We start from the raw sequence: 16,723 nt of genomic DNA, 5'->3' as shown, positions 1-16,723 counted from the left end.
CGCAAGATGACCGGACCCTACTACGCGCGGGCCACAAAACTGATTGGCCTCAGTGCCATTGCACGCGGCAGAACTCCCAATCTCGTGTCGCTGATGCTGGATGCGGGGCTCGATCCACAAGCGCTGTTCAACCCGGAAATGCGGGTCGAATATAGCGGGTTCTGCAGCTTGCTGCAGCTCTGCGCGCGGCAATGGGACATGCCGGATATCGGTTTGCGGCTTGCCAAGCAGCAGGAGATTGATTTTCTCGGGCCGGTGGCTCTGGTCACACGGTCCGAGAAAACGGTGCGTGGCGCCATCGACGCAATCATAGCCAATCTGGTCATCTACTCCAATGCAACGTTTGTGGCTCTGGAAGAAACCGGCGGTACGGCCTCGGTCATTCTGGTCCAGCGCGACGATGCCCCCCAGGACCGCTGCAACACCGAGCTTGTGGTGGCCCAGGCAAAATGTGTCCTCAACACACTTGTGGAACGCGACATTGATTTGGTCGAGGCCTCCTTCCGGCACGAAAAGGGGCCATCGGCCGCCGCGGTCTCGAGCTATTTCCAATGTCCGGTCCGCTACGAGGCGGAGCGAAATGCGCTCAGTTTCGACACCGGACTGCTGGACCGGCCGCTTGCCTATGCCGATCAGTTCCAGCAAATACCGATCCGTCGATACCTGACCAAGTTACGGACGGAAGCGGCAGGCAATATTGTCGAGATGGCACGCAGAGCCGTGGCGCAGCGCATGGAACAGGGCAGTTGCACGCTGGAGACTGTCGCCGAAACATTGCAATTGCCCCCGCATACACTGCAGCGCCGCCTACGGGCCGAAGGCACAACGATCCGTGGATTGGTCGAGGAATGGCGCCGCCACCGGGCCTTGTCATTGGTGACAAATACGCGGCTGCCGCTGTCGCAGGTTTCGGACGCGCTTGGCTATTCGGAGCAAAGTGTGTTCACACAGGCCTTCCGTCGCTGGTATGGCGCGCCCCCGAAGCGCTACCGCTCAGAAATGCCTGTGGCAGGCAATTATGCCACTGGTCATCGAAGTTGACCGGTGGCCTCAGTTGCGGAAGCAGAGCCTTCACAGCACTGACGGATGACCAGATTCTGGACTTTATGGTTGTGATCAATCACCGCCAGCCAATTGTCGAGGCCTTCGGCGATCAGGCTGCACAGGGTTAGTCCGGAAATGGTTTTCTCAGCCTCGGTCTCGGCACCTGTCGAATACGTCACGAATCCGAGCTTCTTCTCGAGAACGGCCATTGGCCGGTTGTCCATCAACCTCGTCATGTGCACGACCTTCACATCCGCGTTCCGGGCCCGTTGAAGGCAGCGTCGCACCAGAGATTTGGCAACACCTTTTCCGCGCCAGCCCTGCAAGACCGACACCCCGATATGGGCGTGCTCCGCCTCCATCGAGAGATGCGCGACCCCGATAAAATGCAAATTGGTGTCTTCGACGGCAAAAAGGGTGTCGTCCTGAAGAACGATCATCTGGACGTAGTCCTGCAATTTGCCGTCGGAAACCGGCGATCCAAACCGATACCGCCTGTCATTGCTGTCGAGTTGCAAGAAGTGGCACAACAAACGTTGTTCGTCCTGGGCGTGGACGCGGCGTGGCAGACCAATCGAACTCATTCTATCCGGGTTTCCGATATTGTCCTGGCAACAACCTTGGTTCTTGTAGGTTTCACGTCCGGGGCAGAGACGCGACCCGCGGCAATTTTGATAATCGTAGCCCGGGTCACGAGGGCTTGAATTGAGATGAGATGACTGAAATTTTACTTGAGACGACAGAATTACGCGAATTGAAAGGAAATATTGTTTTGAGAATGCAGGGGGTGATAAACTCCAAAGAATGAGGAGACGTCAAAAGGCCGCAGGAAAAGAAGGCGGTATAACATGGGTGGCGCGGAATCCGGCGCCGTCTTACTACGCGCGTGTTCACAAAGCCGACACCCTGTTTGCAATCGTCGAACAGTTGCGATCCGAGGGCGTCGATGCGCATCATGCCTTGGCAGACACAGATCTAACGCCAACGCAACTTGCGAGCCACGATTGCAGGGTGTCTTATCGCCAGTTGGAAGCCGTCATTGGTAACGCGCTCCGTCTTTCGACAGATCTGGCCATCGCTCTCAACGCCGGGTCGCGGGTTTGTGTCACGTCCTATGGCATGTATGGCTACGCGATGCTGAGCAGCCGAACGCTGGCCGAAGTCGTCGATTTGACGAACAAATACATTCGGATTGGAACGCCCTGTTGCATGGCGGTGATGACCAAATCCGAAACCAGTGTTCTGTGCTGCCTCTCCCCGATGCATTGGTACGACGAAACCACCGAGATCTACCGGTTTGCCGTCGAGTTTGCCTTGGCGGCGCATCAGAAAGTCATCCGCGACTTGCTCGGACCGCAATTTGTCTTCAAGAGAATCATGTTGCGGTATGGAAGGCCAAAGCACAGCACCCTCTATACGGGCCTTTTCGGTGCCCAGGTCGATTATGGGCAGGCCGAGAATGGCTACGAATTCGATGCCGCACATTTGCACGCCCCGCTTCCGTTTGCAGATCCACGATCGAACGCGATGGTCAGTGAGATTTGCGAGACCATGCTTCTCGAAATCGAGCAGGTTTCCGATATGGCAGGTGCCGTTCGCAGAATACTGATTGAAAACCTGGGACACATGCGGCGGTTGGGCGATGTGGCCAAGACCTTGAATATTCACCCCAGATCCTTGCGCCGCGCTCTGGCTGCGGAGGGCACAAGCTACAGCGAAGTCTTTTCGTCGATCCGGGCCGAGTTGGCCATTCGCTATTTGCGTGAAACCGACATGACGAGCGAAGATATCGCCTATCGGCTCGGTTTCAGTGATGCTGCGAATTTTCGGCATTCATTCAAACGATTGATCGGTGTTCCCCCATCCGAATATCGGCGCAACGCCAAGCACAATGCGGTCTCAAGTGTCTGAGGGCGAGGCTTCGGCGCATTCGGTTTGACCGCGGTTGTCAGGCTTGGTCACAACGCGACAAGTGCCCCGGCATATGAGGTTTTACGAGCAAAAAAAGACCTGCCGGTCAATCCGGACAATTGGCCGGTGGTGCGGACGGGACAGAAGAAGGCTTTCCATGATTTCGAAAGGGGCTGACGATTCCGTCCTGGTCACTCCAAAGTGAGCCAGAGATGCAGCCCCTTTCTCCAATCAAAGGGCAGAGCTAGTTCAGGTCGAACCCGATTCTCATGCCAATCGCGAACAGCGAGTTGTCCTTAAACTCGCCGGCGGGAACAAACGGCCCGAGCTGGCTGTCGGCATCCCCGACATCCACGTATCGTCCTGCAAGGGTAACTTTTGTCCGCCCGAATTCTTTCGTTGCGCCCAAACTATAGCTTAGAAAGCCATCGACCGGTGTAAGGTTGGTCGTTGGGCTGCCGGTATGGTGTTCATAACCGACTTCGCCGAAAATTGAAAAATCCTCAGTGATCTTTCGTCCCAACCCGAGCCGGTAGGTAATCCGGTCGTCAGCAAAAAAGGCCAAGGGCCCGCCGGTAATGGATGTGTAAAGGGGCGGGGAGATGTCGAAATCCGACCAGGGCACCCAACGCACAGACCCGAACAACAGTGTCTTCGGGTTTAAACCTGTCTGGAACTCCAAATTAAGGGATTCAGGGGTGTCAAAGGCCGTGGTTGTGGCGACCGGTGCGCCACCAGCTAAATTCCCAAAACTCTCCGTGGTCGACCAGTTTGTGTTGATAGCGGACCCATAGGTGAGGGCTATCCGCATGCCGATATCCGGCTTTTCAAAGGCAACGCCAGCCAGAAACCCAAAGCCAAATGCAGGGTCCACGGTGGCACTATATCCGCCGAACGTGAACGGAATACTTGCATGGGCATCCGAATATTGAACTTTCGGGCCGCCATAGATACTGAAGCTGCCGCCAAAGACACTCAACGTTTCTGGCATATTGTATTGAAGAACACCTGAGAGTGCGTGTGTCGTGATGCTCGCGTTGGAATTGGAGGCAAAGAATCCTGACGAAGGGTAAGCGATGTTTGCGCCGTAGGGGTTATCGAAAATAATCGCGTATGAGAACCGGTCGTTGATGTCGTCTTTGAAGGCAGCATTTATGTTCCAAAAATTCTCAGCAAGATTGCCGGAGTTTTGGCCCGGCGTGGGAGAGATGCTGCTCCCGACACCTGAAACTCTAGGAAAAGCGAAGTACCCGCCGATCTGGAAATGCCGACCCTGTTCGAAAAGGACGGCCATAGACTGTTCTATGCGCTCGAAACCGCCAGCGTGTGCCGTCCCGCTTAATGCGATCGAAATCGCGATCGCGATCTTCATTCTATTCATCATTTCTCCCCCCATTTCACCCAGCTGTTGCACCCGCAAGTGCATGGCCCTCCAGCGCCATTGCCGGTTAAAATCAGTTGCTATTTGAGTTGTGGCTGATCGTTGCCTCAGTTGCTTTAGACGCGGTCTCGCGACCCTTGACACGCCTGTTTGGCGCGGATTTTTTGCTTGAAAACAGCGCATATGAACCGGTCTTCGGACCGGAGTTTCCGGTCCGTCTCACGAAAACGCGGCCTCTCGTTCCATCATGATGCTGGCGCTGGCCGGCTTTGAGGTCAGACTTGCGTATTGCTGTTCGAGAAGGCTTCGCTTGAGTTTCATCGTTGGCGTGAGAAACTCGTTTTCGATTGTCCATGGCTCATCAGCCACGACCAAGTGGCTAGGCATTTCATGTGATAGCAGCGGGGCGATCTTGCTGATCCGCGATGAGATCATCCCGACGGCCCCAAGGGCAAAATCCGCGATGAATCGCTCGGCGGTCTCCTTGCCAAGAATGGCGGCAACATCCCCCTTTTTGAGCCACATTGAAAGAAAGGCGAACGTAAGCCGGACGACTTCGTCATGAACCTGCAGCCATGTCGTCTTTTGAACGGCATGGTTTGCCGGCGGACGCAGATCCACTTTGCCGGGTGTTTCAGCCGCCCCCTTCTTCAACAACTCGCAGGGCAACGGATACGCCGTATCCATTTATTGCTCCTCCCAGAACAAAACCCGGAGCGCTTCAACGCCCTCATAAGACTTAATCTTCAAAAATTAAGGGGTGCGGGCGCTTGTGTCTGAGCACTAGTGAACAATTCAAACTATTTTGCCGCGTTACCATTGAGGGCCGGAAAGACGAGGTCTGAAGCATCCCGGATTAATTGGAGCTGAAAAGTCGCACCAGATACCCATCTTGGATCAAAGAACGCTCACTCAGACATATGCGCCTGAGCTCCGCATGGAGGGCGTTCGGCATTACGAGCCAATCACAGCGGCGGCGACAACTTCGATACCGCCCATCGCGCCATCAAGGCCGGCTTGAGCTGTTGCGACACCTTATTTACCCAAAATTCGCAACAAGCGGACCAGCAAGGCGAATTGCAAAGGCGCGACGTAGCGCAGCTTCGGTTCCCGGGCTTCCGTAGCGGCAACGATCTTGCTGACGATCGAATCTGTTGAGTTCGCTTCCAGCCAGTTGAGCGTCTTGTTGGTTTCGTTTTTCATCTGCTCGATTTGGTCCTTGGAAAAAAGCGAGCCTTTCTCCATCCACTCAAATCGGCTGTCGGACATTTTCTGGTTGAAGCCGGTCTTGAACGGGCCTGGCTCAACCACGGAAACATGAATGCCCTTGCCCAGCTTCTTCATTTCCTCACGCAGCCCCGCAGCGGCCGCCGAAAGGGCGAACTTGGTCATGGAATAGGGCATCAGGAATGGTGCGGGGACCCGTCCAACAATGGAACTGATGAAGATGACAGTCCCACCGCCGCGGCCGATCATGCTCTTGATCGCAATCTGGGACAGCTCCAAAGACGAGAACACATTGACTTCGAATAATCGGCGTACCCTGTTGATGTCGATCTCCGCTAGGGAGCCTGACTCGCTTTGCGCTGCGTTGTTCACGAGCACATCCAGATTGAGATTAGCGATCTGCAGCCGGTCCTCCGCATTGGTAACATCCAGCTTGAAGACGGTTGCGCCGGTGCCGAGCTCGGCTTGCAAACTGTCGACCTCACTTTCGTGATGGGTTGAGGCGTAGACCTTGTGGCCCCGCGCCACCAAGCGCTTGGCTGTGTCCTTGCCAATTCCGGTGCCAGCTCCGGTGATCAAAACGGCCTTTTGCATGCAAACTCACCTCATTGGATCTGAAGGCGTCAGGCGGCTTTGAGAAAGCCCAGGCAGCCGGACTGTGCGAGCACGACGGTCAGCGCTTTGTTCTGCGCTACGGTGGAGAATTTCCGGCGTAGTTCGTCGAGCGTACCTGCCTGATATTTAAGCGTTTTCTGCTGAAACAGAGCGCCGTTCATGGTGAGGCGCGTTTCCCTTTCACCGGCATGCCAGGCTTTGTGATTGGCCTCCATCCACGGCAAGAATCGGGCACCCACTTCGCTGGAGAGAATCGGCAATAATGTCGGTTCGAGCGTGTCAAGGCTCTCAAAAATGCCTTCGACTTGGGGATCAAGCATGCGCTTGATGTAACCCACCAGAGCGGGCGCATGCGTCTCTAGATGGGTCTTGGCGGTGGGGTCCGTCCAGGCCTCATAGAGATTACACCAAAGACCGAAGTCTCCAAAGCAGGGCCGCCCTCCTAGCAGGTAGGGGCGTAATTGAAAGTGGGCTTCCAGCATCGCAGCCAGATTCTCAAAGGACTGCTTCAGTTGCGGCAGGTTCGTCGGATGTCCGCCGGAAGAGGTGAGCCGCCGCACCATTCGCCGCACCAAGAGGTGAGCTGCGATCGGCCGGGCCATCGGTCCCCACCATTTCCCTTCCAGGCGGTCTCTTGCGAGGCGCAGGCCGGTGGCCTTTGCGTCTGGCTGACAAAACCAGCGCTGGACAAACATCAGCTTGTTGCACCACTCATCGCCGAATTCCTCGAAGAGGCACGACAAGAACCAGAGCGCCTCATCCTCCGGATGGATCGTGTTTTTCGGCTGGTCCTTCTCGATCCGTTCAATGATCAGGGTCGAATCCTGCATCGTTTCCCCGGACGGGAAAAACACCAAGGGGATCAGCTGAACCCTGGCGTGTTTCTGGAACAGCTTCTCATTGGAAAGGCTCCGGGTGATCCATTCGAACGGGATGCCTTTGAATTTGAAATATGATTGCACCTTCATGGTGTATGGGGATGCCTCAAGTCCAAGTAACTGAAACCTTGAGGCCGATTGCAACATGACGTGCTCCTCTTTCCGATCATGCCAATGACCGGCCGTTGCTGAAAATAACTCTGTGCCAGGCCCTTGAATGCGTTCATTCAAGGGTACGTCCTGCGGTTTCCGCGCGGCGCGCAAACCGGAGGCGCGGAACGGGTCACTGAGGCGCGACTGGGGCGGGTTCCCGTGGAACCGCAATATCGGTGGCCGGGTTCAGATCGTCCCGCGGGTCGGTCAGATACCCTTCTGGAAAAGAAACCGAGACCGCGGGATCCGCCGTGTCGAGGCAAAGGCTGTGGAAGTTGTCTCCGTCCGACAAATCTGCCAGCGCGAAGGGCGTTATCTGTATCATGCTCAGATCGGGCTTCCCGATTGTCACCTGATAGAGGTCTCGGATCTGATCATCCGCAGACGCACCGCCGGGCTTCGTGATTCCGCCATCCCAAGCGACGCGCACAATCTGGCTGGTCCCAATCGGGCAACCCGTACCTCCACCCCATGGTAGGCGCGTCCCGGATGCTTCGAGGTTCCACTGCTCTTGCGGAATGCGTTCTGAAAAGACCATTGTCGGGCCGTCTTCCAAGGCTGTCACGGCAACGCTTGCCCCTTTGAAGTTCAGCGTCTCGTCGCGCGAAAGAATGTTGCCAACGATCTCAAGTTTGATGGGCTGGTCTTTTGCGCTGCCGAACTCGCCAACGAGCAAGACCGTTCGCAGCTCGCCCGGATCATCGGCAGGTGCCATCGTCAGGCAAGTTACCGTGCCAGCCTCGCCGGAAGCCGTTGTGATCTTGAAGTCGCCGGGGTCCACAGTCGCCGGATTCAATTCATGACTGAAGACGGCCGGCATGCCATCCTTGCCGCCTGCCCCTTTGCAAAGAACCAAGTCCGACAGATAGGGCAACGCGTTATCAAGGCCGAAGAACGCTGACAAGACGTCTGCTGTCTTGCCGGTCGCGTCGGTCGTCTCGGTGATATCTGTGTTGGTTGTATCGGTCTGCTCGTATCTGTCCAGAACGCGCTCATACCCAATGATCCAAACGAGATTTCGGAGCACGGCATTTTGCGAGGCCAGATAGCCAAGACCGCCGAGGGCGAGCACGGCAAAGATGAGAAAACTGCGCTTGAACTGTGTCATTTAGCTGTTTTCCGCGATCTTCTTGGCGACCAGCCAAAGCCGATCCTGTCCCCACACGCCCAAGATTTCGCGGCCGCTCGGGTCGAGGAGCCGGTAACTTGGAACGCCCCAGCTGCCGAAGCCGTACATGCTCAGGCGATTTTCCTCGGCTTCTTCCTGCCAGGTGTCGTCATCCAGGTGCTCTTTTGCCTGGTCCCAATCGAGCCCGGCCCTTTCGACCACCTTTTTCAGCCCCAGCATTGAATTGGTGTTTATCCCGTCACAAAACGCTGCCTTCAGGAAGGCGCCGAAAAAATCGTATCCCTTGTCGTGATCGCAGGCCCATTTGTAGATGGAGTAGCCATGCATGACTGGCTTGCCGATGGGGTCATAGAACTTGTCCTGCCGCGTTCCTTGCGCCCGGGCCTCCCGCGCGCAATCGAACCAGAAATAAAGCCCTTTCATAACGGTTGCCGGCACACCGCGCATGACCATGGGCAAGACCGGCCGCAAGACAAGATTGACGCCCGAGTCTTTCGCCAGTTTCAGGGTGGGTTCCCACGAAACCGCCGTGTAGGGGCTCCGCAGGGAGGCGAAATACTCGAGTGTCAGGTTTTTCGCGCCCGGGCCGAATTGCGTGCAGATGGCGGGGCGGGGGGCAATCAGAGGCTGGTTCTGGCTTCGAGCCGCGCCAAGCGACCGGAGCCGTTCCTCAAGGTGATGAAGGCGGCTGATCCCCCAGTACCATTCGCCCTCGTACCAGAAATTGGCACCGCCATAGTGTTTCAGCTTCTTGCGGCGCTCCGCACCTGCCTTCAGTTTGGCTTCAACCGCGTCCTCCGAGGCAACACCACGCTTGTCCGCGATCGCAATCAGGGCGGCGGCATCACCGCGCCAGAAACAATCGCTGACGTCGGCGCCTTCACCCAAGAGGCGATCAGGTGAGAGATTGCAAAATACGCGTGTTGCCAGTTCACGCAGGCTTTCTGGCGGGTGGGCGGGCGTATCTGGAAACGTCACGCCGTAGCCTGGCGCAATCAAAGCCGCATCCCATCGGGACATGTCTTGCAGCAGCTCAGGCTCGGGAAAGTTGTCGTCCCGGAGTGGCGGAACGAGGTGCACCTCGATGTCAACATCGTACTGCGCCTTGATGCGGTCCAGAACCTGGATCGTCAAATGCGAGTATCCATCGTCGACCTGATGGAAATACTCCAGCCTGTGCCGCCGGTCGTCTTTGAGGCGCTTGGCTTCGCGCTTCTCCCGGAGCGTTTTTGTTCTCCGTTCACTCGCCGCTCTGGTCAAGAGCCAGGAAATGGCCCAGCGTTTCGCGGCGGATGGCGTGCTGCTGGAAGCTCCAGCTTGTTCTGTCGTATATTTCATGACCAACACGCCTTCATGGACTTTTCGCGCGCAGAGCAGGCCGTAAGCAGCGGATTCCGGGGGCGCCAGTCAGCGGTCTGTCCGTTTTCTTGACTGACCTGACTGGTTGAGGCCGATATCCCGAAAATTACTCTTGGCCTTTCCGCGGATAGTCTGCGGGAGTAGGTGAGCACAAGACTGCTGGGAATACTGTAAACAAGGTGACATTTCCGCATAAATGACTGCGGCCCGCAGCGGAGCCTTGCCGGCAGCGCGCGTGAGTGCGCCGATAACATACGCAACCGTCTCAATGAGGTAAGCAATGGGTGCCGGTCGTTGACCGCTGCCTTTTCCATAGAAGTGATTATGGGCTGTTCGGGTGAAGTTCCCTCAGCGGCCGGTCAAAGCTGTCAAAGTGCTGCCGGCAAACGGCAGGCGTTCCGCTGACCGTTATGGGAAAGGCCTTGTTCGGTCGGTTGCCCATGAGCAGGTAGAAGTGCACCGGGGACCGGCTCGAGGCATCCATGTTTCGTGGTGCCTTATTGCTCGCGCAAGCGCCGCAATCCATTAAACCCGGGCCGTCTGAAAGCAAAAAGACGGATGGTCCATCGTGAAAATAGGCACGAGGGCCGCAAGGAGGGGGACCGCCATTGCGACGCACTGGGTGAGCCTTCTCTTTTTTATCTTGCGAAACGTCAGCAGCCGGGTCTGTTTTCGGCTGTACAAGCATTGGCAATCAGGTCATCTTTTTCGCATGATCTTCGGTTTCAACAATTATTCTCCCGGTGTCCTCAACATTTTAAGTGCAGATGCACGCGAGGCGTTGCTGGCAATCGGAAGAAGGTTCAGCTTTTCTGATGGGCAACTTGTCCAAAGCCGGGGTCACGTCGCGCTGGACTTGGCGATAGTCCTTAAGGGCGGCCTGCGGATGATGACGCTTGGCGCGGACGGATCCGCTTTGCTGACGGCTGTTTTTGGTCCGGGTCAGCAGATCAATGAGGTCACACTTTTTGCGAAAGCGGCACGCACACATGATGTGGTGGCGGTAGGTGAAACAGAGTTGCTGACGTTGACACAAACCGAATATCAAAGGTTCTCAGAGCAGCATCCGGAGATTGTACACGCACTTCTGGTGAGTAATGTCCACCGTGTTCATCAGCTTGTCGAAGCATTGAATGATTTGAGGGCGTTGCCAAAGGCGGTGGTGCTTGCCCGGGTGTTGCTGAAGAACGCCCGGCATCAGCGCGGCACGAGCAGCACCAATTGCGTCGAACTGGGCCTCACGCAGGACGATGTCGCCATGTTTCTCGGCGTATCGCGCGCGTATCTGAACAAGGTTCTCGGTGGATTGAGCGAACTGGGGCTGATCAAGGTGTCCTACCGCAAGATCGCTGTTCTGGATTTGACGGCCTTGGAAACCTGGATCCAGGATCATCTCACCTATGATCCGGTGGAGTTGTTCGAGGCCCGGGACGCCCCGGCGGGCAAATAACGGCGATCAACGCCTCACGACGACAAGCGGAACCAGCGCGGACAGACCCAGCGTAAGGCGTCAAAGTCACGCATTGCTCGATGCGGCCGGTTCCCCACATCTCGGTGTCTGTGCTGACATTGCTGGGGTGCGTCTTTGTTCGAACGGCACGGCAAGGGCTGGCCGTGCCGTTCGAACAAAAAGTGAAGGCGGTGATTCATTCCGCCGAGGTGTGATTTTAGACGATCAGCTGCGAAACCTCGTGCTGCAAACAGCTCAAGAGACGTACAGCACTCTCGGCGGCACCGATGGCGAACTGATTTCATCCATCAAAGAGGACAAGGAAGGACACTCCATCCCCTCGAATTGCGCCCAATAGCCGGAATTTCATCCCGCCCGCTTCCTATACGCTAGCTGCAACCGCTTAGGAGCTAGTGTAGAGGGAGGCTCAGTCATGAATTTTATTGACGCACCCGTTCGAACAAAGTTCGAACTCGATTTTAAAAGGAGGGGCGTCCATTCCTGAAGAAATGGCGCACCGGGGAAGATTCGAACTCCCGACCCCCAGATTCGTAGTCTGGTGCTCTATCCAGCTGAGCTACCGGTGCATGTGGGCGGCGCGCGCGTGACGCTTAGTCACCACCGGCCCGATTTCGGATCGCCGAAAGGCGCCTCCGAACAGGGCGCAATCTCTATAGCGGGCCTGCCGGGAATGCAAGGGCATTTTTGCATTTTTTGCGGCGGACCTGTGCATCATGATCCAAGATATTGATATCCATATTACTTTGACAGAAAACAGCTCAAACGCCACGATCCGGCAGCGTGATGCAGAAGCAGGCGCCGGGGCGGGTTTCATCCAGCTCGACACTGCCCCCATGGGCCCGCAACAGTTCTGCCGCGATTGCCAGTCCCAGCCCGATGCCGCCCGATTTCGAGCCGCTTTGAAATGCCTTGAAAAGGGCCGGGCGCAGCGCTGCCGGTATGCCCGGACCGGTATCCTCGACTCGGATCGACACACGCCGCTCATGCCGTTCCGCGCTGATGGTCAGGCGTTTGACCAGCGCCTCGTTCCTTTCCGCCTCGAGTGCGTGAACCGCGTTGCGGCACAGGTTGACGAGCACACGAAAAAGCTGTTCGGGATCCGCGTCCACCTCGAGGCCACCAGCAACCTGGTTCTCGAACGTGATGCTTGCATGTTCGGACAGGCCCAACACATCGGCCACATCATCCACCACCCGCTTCAACGCGATCAGCCTGCGTTCTGGAGGCTTTTCCTGGGCCTTGCCATAGGCCATGACGGCCTGGGTGTAACCTACCGCCCGGTCGAGCGTAGCCAGGATCTTGGGGGCCAGACGGTTGACCGTGGGATCCTGCACATGCTCCAGACGCTCCAGAAACAATTGCGCGGAGGCGAGCAGGTTTCGCAGATCATGATTGATTTTCGACACCGCGAGCCCGAGATCGGCCAACCGTTGTTTCTGGTTCAAGTTGCGCGAGAGCACCTCCTGCATGGCCGCAAGCCGGATCTCCGCGTCGCCCAATTCGTCCTGACGGCTGCTTGGTTCGATCACCCGGCTCAGATCTTCGGGGGCTTCGGCGAAATGGTCCATGGACCGGGTCAGCCTCTGGAGCGGGCGAACGAACAGCGCGCGAAGACTGACATAGACCAATGTCGCGGTGATGATCGAAATGATCAGGGAAAGGGCAAGAATCCTGCCGGAAAAGGCAAGCATGTCAGCCTGGAGCAACGCGACCGGCAGGACAATGTCGACGCTTTGGGTATGGCCCATCTGCGCCGGGCCGACCACCCGCATCAGGCCGTCGCCCCGGTACGTCAGTAGCCACAGGCTGTCGATGATCGAGTCAAACGGATTGACCGCCGACAAATCCACCGTGAATTCGATGGCCGGCGGCACGTCTCCCATGGCGATAAGACTGCGCCGGCTGCCCTGGTCAAGCGCGATGGCGACCGCGCCGGTCGTTTGAAGAAGTTCTGCCTGCAAACGCGGCGCAATGGTGTTGGTTTCGGCCAGCACCGAAGCAGCCACGCCCGCCGTCGTGACACGGTCCTTGAGCCAGGTGTTCCGGTAGTTGGCGACCGATGGGACATAAATAAGCACTTCGGCAATCATCACGAAGCCGATCGTCAGGAGCAGAAGCTTGCTGGACAGACCTCCAAAGGGGCCACGGGGCCGCTCCGCGCGGGCCTTGCCGAAAACCGATCCGACCGCCTGATCAGGCGCGGGCGCGGTGGTCTTCCGGGTGTGTCGCGGAGCGGACGGGGGTGGCCCCTCGTGTTTCATACCGATCGACTTTCAATATCGCGTGCACTCAGGTTCCCGAAGCATATCGATCATCCAAACTTGCGCAACAGGCCGAGCACCCGGCGGAGCCAGGGCTTGCCCGGCAAGTCAGCGTAGTAGGAAATAGCCGCCCTGCGCACGAGTTCGCCCAGCGTTGGATACGGCGCGACAAACCCCGACAGATCCTTCATGGTCAATTTTTTCGAGACCGCAAGGGACAGGAGATTGATCAGCTCGCCGGCCTGGGCTCCCACAACATCAGCGCCCAAAAGGCGCCCCCCTGGGCCGGCGACCAGCTTGAGCCGCCCGCAGGTCAGGCCCTCGGCCTGCGCCCGATCGTTGCCGGCGTAATCGGCGGTCAGCACCCGCACCTTTCGGCCGTAGCGTGACCGCGCAGCGTCCTCCGACAGGCCGACATGCCCGAGTTCAGGGGAGGTGTACGTCACCCAAGGCATGGTTTCCGGCTGATAGCGCACCGGCAGACGGAACAACAGCGCCCGGATCAAGAGACCGGCCTGATAGCCGGCCGCATGGGTGAATTGCAGTCCGCCAGTCACATCTCCGATCGCGTAGACCCGCTTGTTCGAGGTGCGCAGGTCCGCCCCGACCTTGATGCCCTTGGCATCATGGTCGATCCCCGCGACCTCCAGTCCGATGCCTTCCACGGCCGGTTTGCGTCCGGTGGCAAGGAGAATGTGCGAACCGACAAGCCGCTCAGATTCGCCAGTGCCGTATTTGAGCGTCACCGCAACATTGCCATCTTCCCGCTCGACCGAATGCACAGCGGTATTCTCGAGGATGTCGATGCCCTCTGCGCGCAACGCGTCGACGACCAGGGCGGCCAGTTCCGGATCGTCCCGCCCAAGCGCCCTTTGCGCCTCGACGACCGTCACTTTTGCTCCGAGCCTGCAATGCGCCTGCGCCATCTCCAGCCCGATCGGCCCGCCTCCAATCACTATAAGGTGCCAGGGAAGCTCGCGGAGCTCGAACAGCGTTTCGTTGGTCAGGACAGGAACCGAGCCGAGACCCAGAATGCCCGGGATCGCCGGCGACGAACCGGTCGCCACAACAAAACGCCGCGCCCGGATCTCATAGTCTCCAGCGGTCACGCAGTCGGGCGCGGTGAAGCGTGCGGCCGCCTGCAGGACCTTGACGCCGAGGCCCTCGAAACGGTCCACCGAATCATGGGGAGCGATGGCCGCGATCACGGATTTGACCCGGTCATTCACCTTGGCGAAGTCGACACCGGACGGCGGAAGGCTGATTCCGAACGCTTCCGCTCCGATGGGCGTGTGGGCTCTTTTCGCCGCGGCCAGCAGCGCCTTGGAGGGAACACACCCGGTGTTCAGACAGTCGCCGCCCATCAGATCACGCTCGACAAGCACGACATCGACCCCGAAAGCGGCGGCTGCCGCGGCAACGGACAGCCCGGCGGATCCCCCGCCAATAACGCAGATATCGGGGCGTAAACGAGACAGCATGAACCACCTATTCAAACAGCGGGAGGAACGGTCAAGACCGGCGCAGGCGCTTTATCACCACAGGGATGAGGCTTGCCAAACCCAGCGCGAAGAAGGCGGCCAGGAGTTGCGGGGTGACCAGCGCGCTGACCTCGAAGGTGCATGTGCCGGCGGCCGCGCAGCCGGGGTTCGCCGCTTCTTGCGCGGCCACCACACTATCAAGGCCCGATCCAATGAATGCAAACGCGAAGGTCCCGGGTACGATCCCCACCATGGTGCCCAGGACATAGGTGCGAAGGGGAACGTCAAAGACAGCCGGCGCGATATTCACCAGCCAAAACGGGAATACCGGTGTCAAACGGAGAAACAACAGGTAGCTCAGAGCATTTTGCTGAAACCCCGCCGCAAGTCTGCTCAGCGATGGTCCCGCCTTCTTCTTTAAAAAGTCTCCGATGGATGAGCGGGCGACAAGATAGATGACCGTGGCTCCGGCGGTGGCGGCAAAAACGGTCACAAATCCCCCAACGATCCAGCCGAAGAGAAACCCGCCGGCAATGGTCAGCAACGATGCGCCGGGAAAGCTGAGAGCGACTGCTGCCGCATAGATGGCCGAAAAGCTTGCCAGGCTCAAAAAAAAGTGCTCGCCGACAAAGCCGAGCAATGCCTGGCGCTCTTGGATCAGCGCCGAAAGGGTCAGGTTCTCATGCCAGCCCTGGGAAAAGCCGGCGATCATGGCCCCGGCAACAAAGCCCAACGGCAACCACCTTCGAACCCGCGTCAAACGGGGTTTCCGCGGGCCGGCAATTTCACCCTTGCCGGCATCGCCAGTGTCGCAATCCGCGTGATCTCCGTGCATGGGTGCAATGCTCCGTTCTGTATTCTTTGGCCGATGCCAGGCGGTTGAACCGTAGTCCGGAGAGTGTCGCCATCAGCTTGGTTTCATTGAGGTGTACACTAATCCGGTTTGCAAAAACCCGGCATCACCGACAAGTGACCGGTCGCCGGATGGCGTTCACCGCGGCGTGAGACTTCCAACGCACGATTTTTCGCCTGCCGCGCGTTGACTTGCCGCAGCGCGCCCCGTATAAGCGCGCACGACTGGATATGCATCCGGACGCAGGCTTGTTCTGCGCGCGCTGGTACCGAAGCGGTCCGAATGCTTTCTCCAAAAGATATTCATCGAACCAAGGGCCGCGTGGTCAGCCGCGCGGAGTATACAATGAAGCGTACGTATCAACCGAGCCGTCTGGTCCGCAAGCGCCGCCACGGCTTCCGCGCACGTATGGCCACCAAGAATGGCCGTCAGGTGCTGGCACGCCGCCGCGCAAAGGGCCGCAAGCGTCTGAGCGCCTAATCCGGCCAGGGCTTGCGGCACGCACGGCTGACCCTGCTTCCGCAGACTCAAAACAGCTGCCGCATATGGACACATTGAAAAAGCGCTCCGAATTTCTTGCCGTTGCAAAAGGCGGACGGCTGGGTCGGCGCGCTTTTGTCGTTCAGGGTCTTCAGCGGGACCCGGGATGCGCATCGCGGATCGGATACACGGTCACAAAGAAAACCGGCAACTCCGCCGTCCGCAGCCGAATCAAGCGCCGATTGCGCGCCGCTGTGGCCGCGCTTCAGCCCGAGGATATTCCGGCCGCGGCGGATTTTGTTCTGATCGCGCGTCACAATGCCCTCACTCTTCCCTTCCCAAAACTGGTTGCAGACCTTAAATCGGGGCTGCCGCATGCTCTTGATCCCCGGACGGCCAACGCGCCCCGGAGACCACGCAAGACGCGCGCCAAGGCTACGCCGGGCAAACCAGCCACGCCGAGCAAAACACAGGGGTAAG

The 16,723-nt window shown here is 58.1% G+C and carries 15 protein-coding genes and 1 tRNA gene; 5 read left to right on the top strand and 11 right to left on the bottom strand.

Annotated features, from left to right (window positions below):
• Positions 1 to 6: 6 nt before the first annotated feature.
• A complete protein-coding gene (locus F0184_RS17040) occupies positions 7 to 1,041 on the top strand; it encodes an AraC family transcriptional regulator (RefSeq protein WP_150497403.1) in 1,035 nt (344 codons plus the stop codon).
• On the opposite strand, the gene F0184_RS17035 is transcribed toward F0184_RS17040, so the two are convergent.
• On the bottom strand, positions 1,029 to 1,628 hold the full coding sequence (locus F0184_RS17035; RefSeq protein WP_150497402.1) for a GNAT family N-acetyltransferase: 600 nt from the start codon (positions 1,626 to 1,628) through the stop codon (positions 1,029 to 1,031). The two genes, F0184_RS17040 and F0184_RS17035, sit on opposite strands and share 13 nt — an antisense overlap.
• Positions 1,629 to 1,896: 268 nt before the next feature.
• Here F0184_RS17035 and F0184_RS17030 point away from each other — a divergent pair, with 268 nt between their 5' ends.
• Positions 1,897 to 2,955 (top strand): AraC family transcriptional regulator, encoded by a 1,059-nt coding sequence (locus tag F0184_RS17030; protein WP_172972150.1) that lies wholly within the window; start codon positions 1,897 to 1,899, stop codon positions 2,953 to 2,955.
• Between the two features lie 244 nt (positions 2,956 to 3,199).
• Here the strand turns inward: F0184_RS17030 and F0184_RS17025 are convergent, their stop codons facing one another.
• The 6 genes from F0184_RS17025 to F0184_RS17000 form a co-directional block, all read right to left on the bottom strand.
• Positions 3,200 to 4,327 (bottom strand): OmpP1/FadL family transporter, encoded by a 1,128-nt coding sequence (locus tag F0184_RS17025; protein ID WP_150497400.1) that lies wholly within the window; start codon positions 4,325 to 4,327, stop codon positions 3,200 to 3,202.
• Positions 4,328 to 4,555: 228 nt separating this feature from the next.
• Complete coding sequence (locus F0184_RS17020; RefSeq protein ID WP_150497399.1) at positions 4,556 to 5,023, bottom strand: hypothetical protein; 468 nt, start codon at positions 5,021 to 5,023, stop codon at positions 4,556 to 4,558.
• Positions 5,024 to 5,371: 348 nt separating this feature from the next.
• Positions 5,372 to 6,157: an SDR family NAD(P)-dependent oxidoreductase gene (locus tag F0184_RS17015; protein WP_150497398.1), complete on the bottom strand. Its 786-nt coding sequence runs from the start codon at positions 6,155 to 6,157 to the stop codon at positions 5,372 to 5,374.
• Between the two features lie 29 nt (positions 6,158 to 6,186).
• Entirely contained in the window at positions 6,187 to 7,287 is a 1,101-nt protein-coding gene (locus F0184_RS17010) for a glutathione S-transferase N-terminal domain-containing protein (protein WP_150497397.1), read from the bottom strand.
• 52 nt (positions 7,288 to 7,339) lie between these two features.
• Positions 7,340 to 8,317, bottom strand: a complete 978-nt coding sequence (locus F0184_RS17005) for a hypothetical protein (protein WP_150497396.1) — start codon at positions 8,315 to 8,317, stop codon at positions 7,340 to 7,342.
• Complete coding sequence (locus F0184_RS17000) at positions 8,318 to 9,676, bottom strand: DsbA family protein (RefSeq protein ID WP_150497395.1); 1,359 nt, start codon at positions 9,674 to 9,676, stop codon at positions 8,318 to 8,320.
• Positions 9,677 to 10,265: 589 nt separating this feature from the next.
• On the opposite strand from F0184_RS17000, the gene F0184_RS16995 reads away from it, so the two are divergent.
• Positions 10,266 to 11,147 carry a Crp/Fnr family transcriptional regulator gene (locus F0184_RS16995; protein ID WP_150497394.1) on the top strand — a complete coding sequence of 294 codons (882 nt, stop codon included), beginning with the start codon at positions 10,266 to 10,268 and terminating at the stop codon, positions 11,145 to 11,147.
• 510 nt (positions 11,148 to 11,657) lie between these two features.
• On the opposite strand, the gene F0184_RS16990 is transcribed toward F0184_RS16995, so the two are convergent.
• The 4 genes from F0184_RS16990 to F0184_RS16975 all read right to left on the bottom strand — a co-directional run bounded on the left by F0184_RS16990 (position 11,658) and on the right by F0184_RS16975 (position 15,745).
• Positions 11,658 to 11,734 (bottom strand) — tRNA-Arg (locus tag F0184_RS16990).
• A gap of 192 nt (positions 11,735 to 11,926) precedes the next feature.
• The gene (locus tag F0184_RS16985; protein ID WP_150497393.1) at positions 11,927 to 13,429 is read right to left on the bottom strand and encodes a sensor histidine kinase; all 1,503 of its coding nucleotides are present in this window, start codon (positions 13,427 to 13,429) and stop codon (positions 11,927 to 11,929) included.
• A gap of 50 nt (positions 13,430 to 13,479) precedes the next feature.
• The gene (locus F0184_RS16980) at positions 13,480 to 14,910 is read right to left on the bottom strand and encodes a dihydrolipoyl dehydrogenase family protein (RefSeq protein ID WP_150497392.1); all 1,431 of its coding nucleotides are present in this window, start codon (positions 14,908 to 14,910) and stop codon (positions 13,480 to 13,482) included.
• Positions 14,911 to 14,941: 31 nt separating this feature from the next.
• Positions 14,942 to 15,745 (bottom strand): TVP38/TMEM64 family protein, encoded by an 804-nt coding sequence (locus F0184_RS16975; RefSeq protein ID WP_172972149.1) that lies wholly within the window; start codon positions 15,743 to 15,745, stop codon positions 14,942 to 14,944.
• A gap of 363 nt (positions 15,746 to 16,108) precedes the next feature.
• Between F0184_RS16975 and rpmH the strand changes: the two genes are divergently transcribed.
• A complete protein-coding gene (rpmH, locus tag F0184_RS16970; protein WP_068311851.1) occupies positions 16,109 to 16,243 on the top strand; it encodes a 50S ribosomal protein L34 in 135 nt (44 codons plus the stop codon).
• Between the two features lie 65 nt (positions 16,244 to 16,308).
• Positions 16,309 to 16,722, top strand: a complete 414-nt coding sequence (gene rnpA, locus F0184_RS16965; RefSeq protein ID WP_150497391.1) for a ribonuclease P protein component — start codon at positions 16,309 to 16,311, stop codon at positions 16,720 to 16,722.
• The last annotated feature ends 1 nt before the right edge of the window (position 16,723 follow it).

The organism is Roseibium aquae (genome assembly GCF_008711285.1).
Lineage (GTDB): Bacteria > Pseudomonadota > Alphaproteobacteria > Rhizobiales > Stappiaceae > Roseibium > Roseibium aquae.
This window is presented reverse-complemented; position numbering and strand designations above follow the sequence as displayed.

Bases quoted from the DNA above. Each gene is read 5' to 3' on its own strand.
- rnpA (WP_150497391.1), top strand. From the start codon at position 16,309: ATGGACACATTGAAAAAGCGCTCCGAATTTCTTGCCGTTGCAAAAGGC.
- rpmH (WP_068311851.1), top strand. From the start codon at position 16,109: ATGAAGCGTACGTATCAACCGAGCCGTCTGGTCCGCAAGCGCCGCCAC.
- F0184_RS17035 (WP_150497402.1), bottom strand. From the start codon at position 1,628: ATGAGTTCGATTGGTCTGCCACGCCGCGTCCACGCCCAGGACGAACAA.
- F0184_RS17040 (WP_150497403.1), top strand. From the start codon at position 7: ATGACCGGACCCTACTACGCGCGGGCCACAAAACTGATTGGCCTCAGT.
- F0184_RS17000 (WP_150497395.1), bottom strand. From the start codon at position 9,676: ATGAAATATACGACAGAACAAGCTGGAGCTTCCAGCAGCACGCCATCC.
- F0184_RS17025 (WP_150497400.1), bottom strand. From the start codon at position 4,327: ATGAAGATCGCGATCGCGATTTCGATCGCATTAAGCGGGACGGCACAC.
- F0184_RS16985 (WP_150497393.1), bottom strand. From the start codon at position 13,429: ATGAAACACGAGGGGCCACCCCCGTCCGCTCCGCGACACACCCGGAAG.
- F0184_RS17005 (WP_150497396.1), bottom strand. From the start codon at position 8,317: ATGACACAGTTCAAGCGCAGTTTTCTCATCTTTGCCGTGCTCGCCCTC.
- F0184_RS16980 (WP_150497392.1), bottom strand. From the start codon at position 14,910: ATGCTGTCTCGTTTACGCCCCGATATCTGCGTTATTGGCGGGGGATCC.
- F0184_RS16975 (WP_172972149.1), bottom strand. From the start codon at position 15,745: ATGCACGGAGATCACGCGGATTGCGACACTGGCGATGCCGGCAAGGGT.
- F0184_RS17015 (WP_150497398.1), bottom strand. From the start codon at position 6,157: ATGCAAAAGGCCGTTTTGATCACCGGAGCTGGCACCGGAATTGGCAAG.
- F0184_RS17020 (WP_150497399.1), bottom strand. From the start codon at position 5,023: ATGGATACGGCGTATCCGTTGCCCTGCGAGTTGTTGAAGAAGGGGGCG.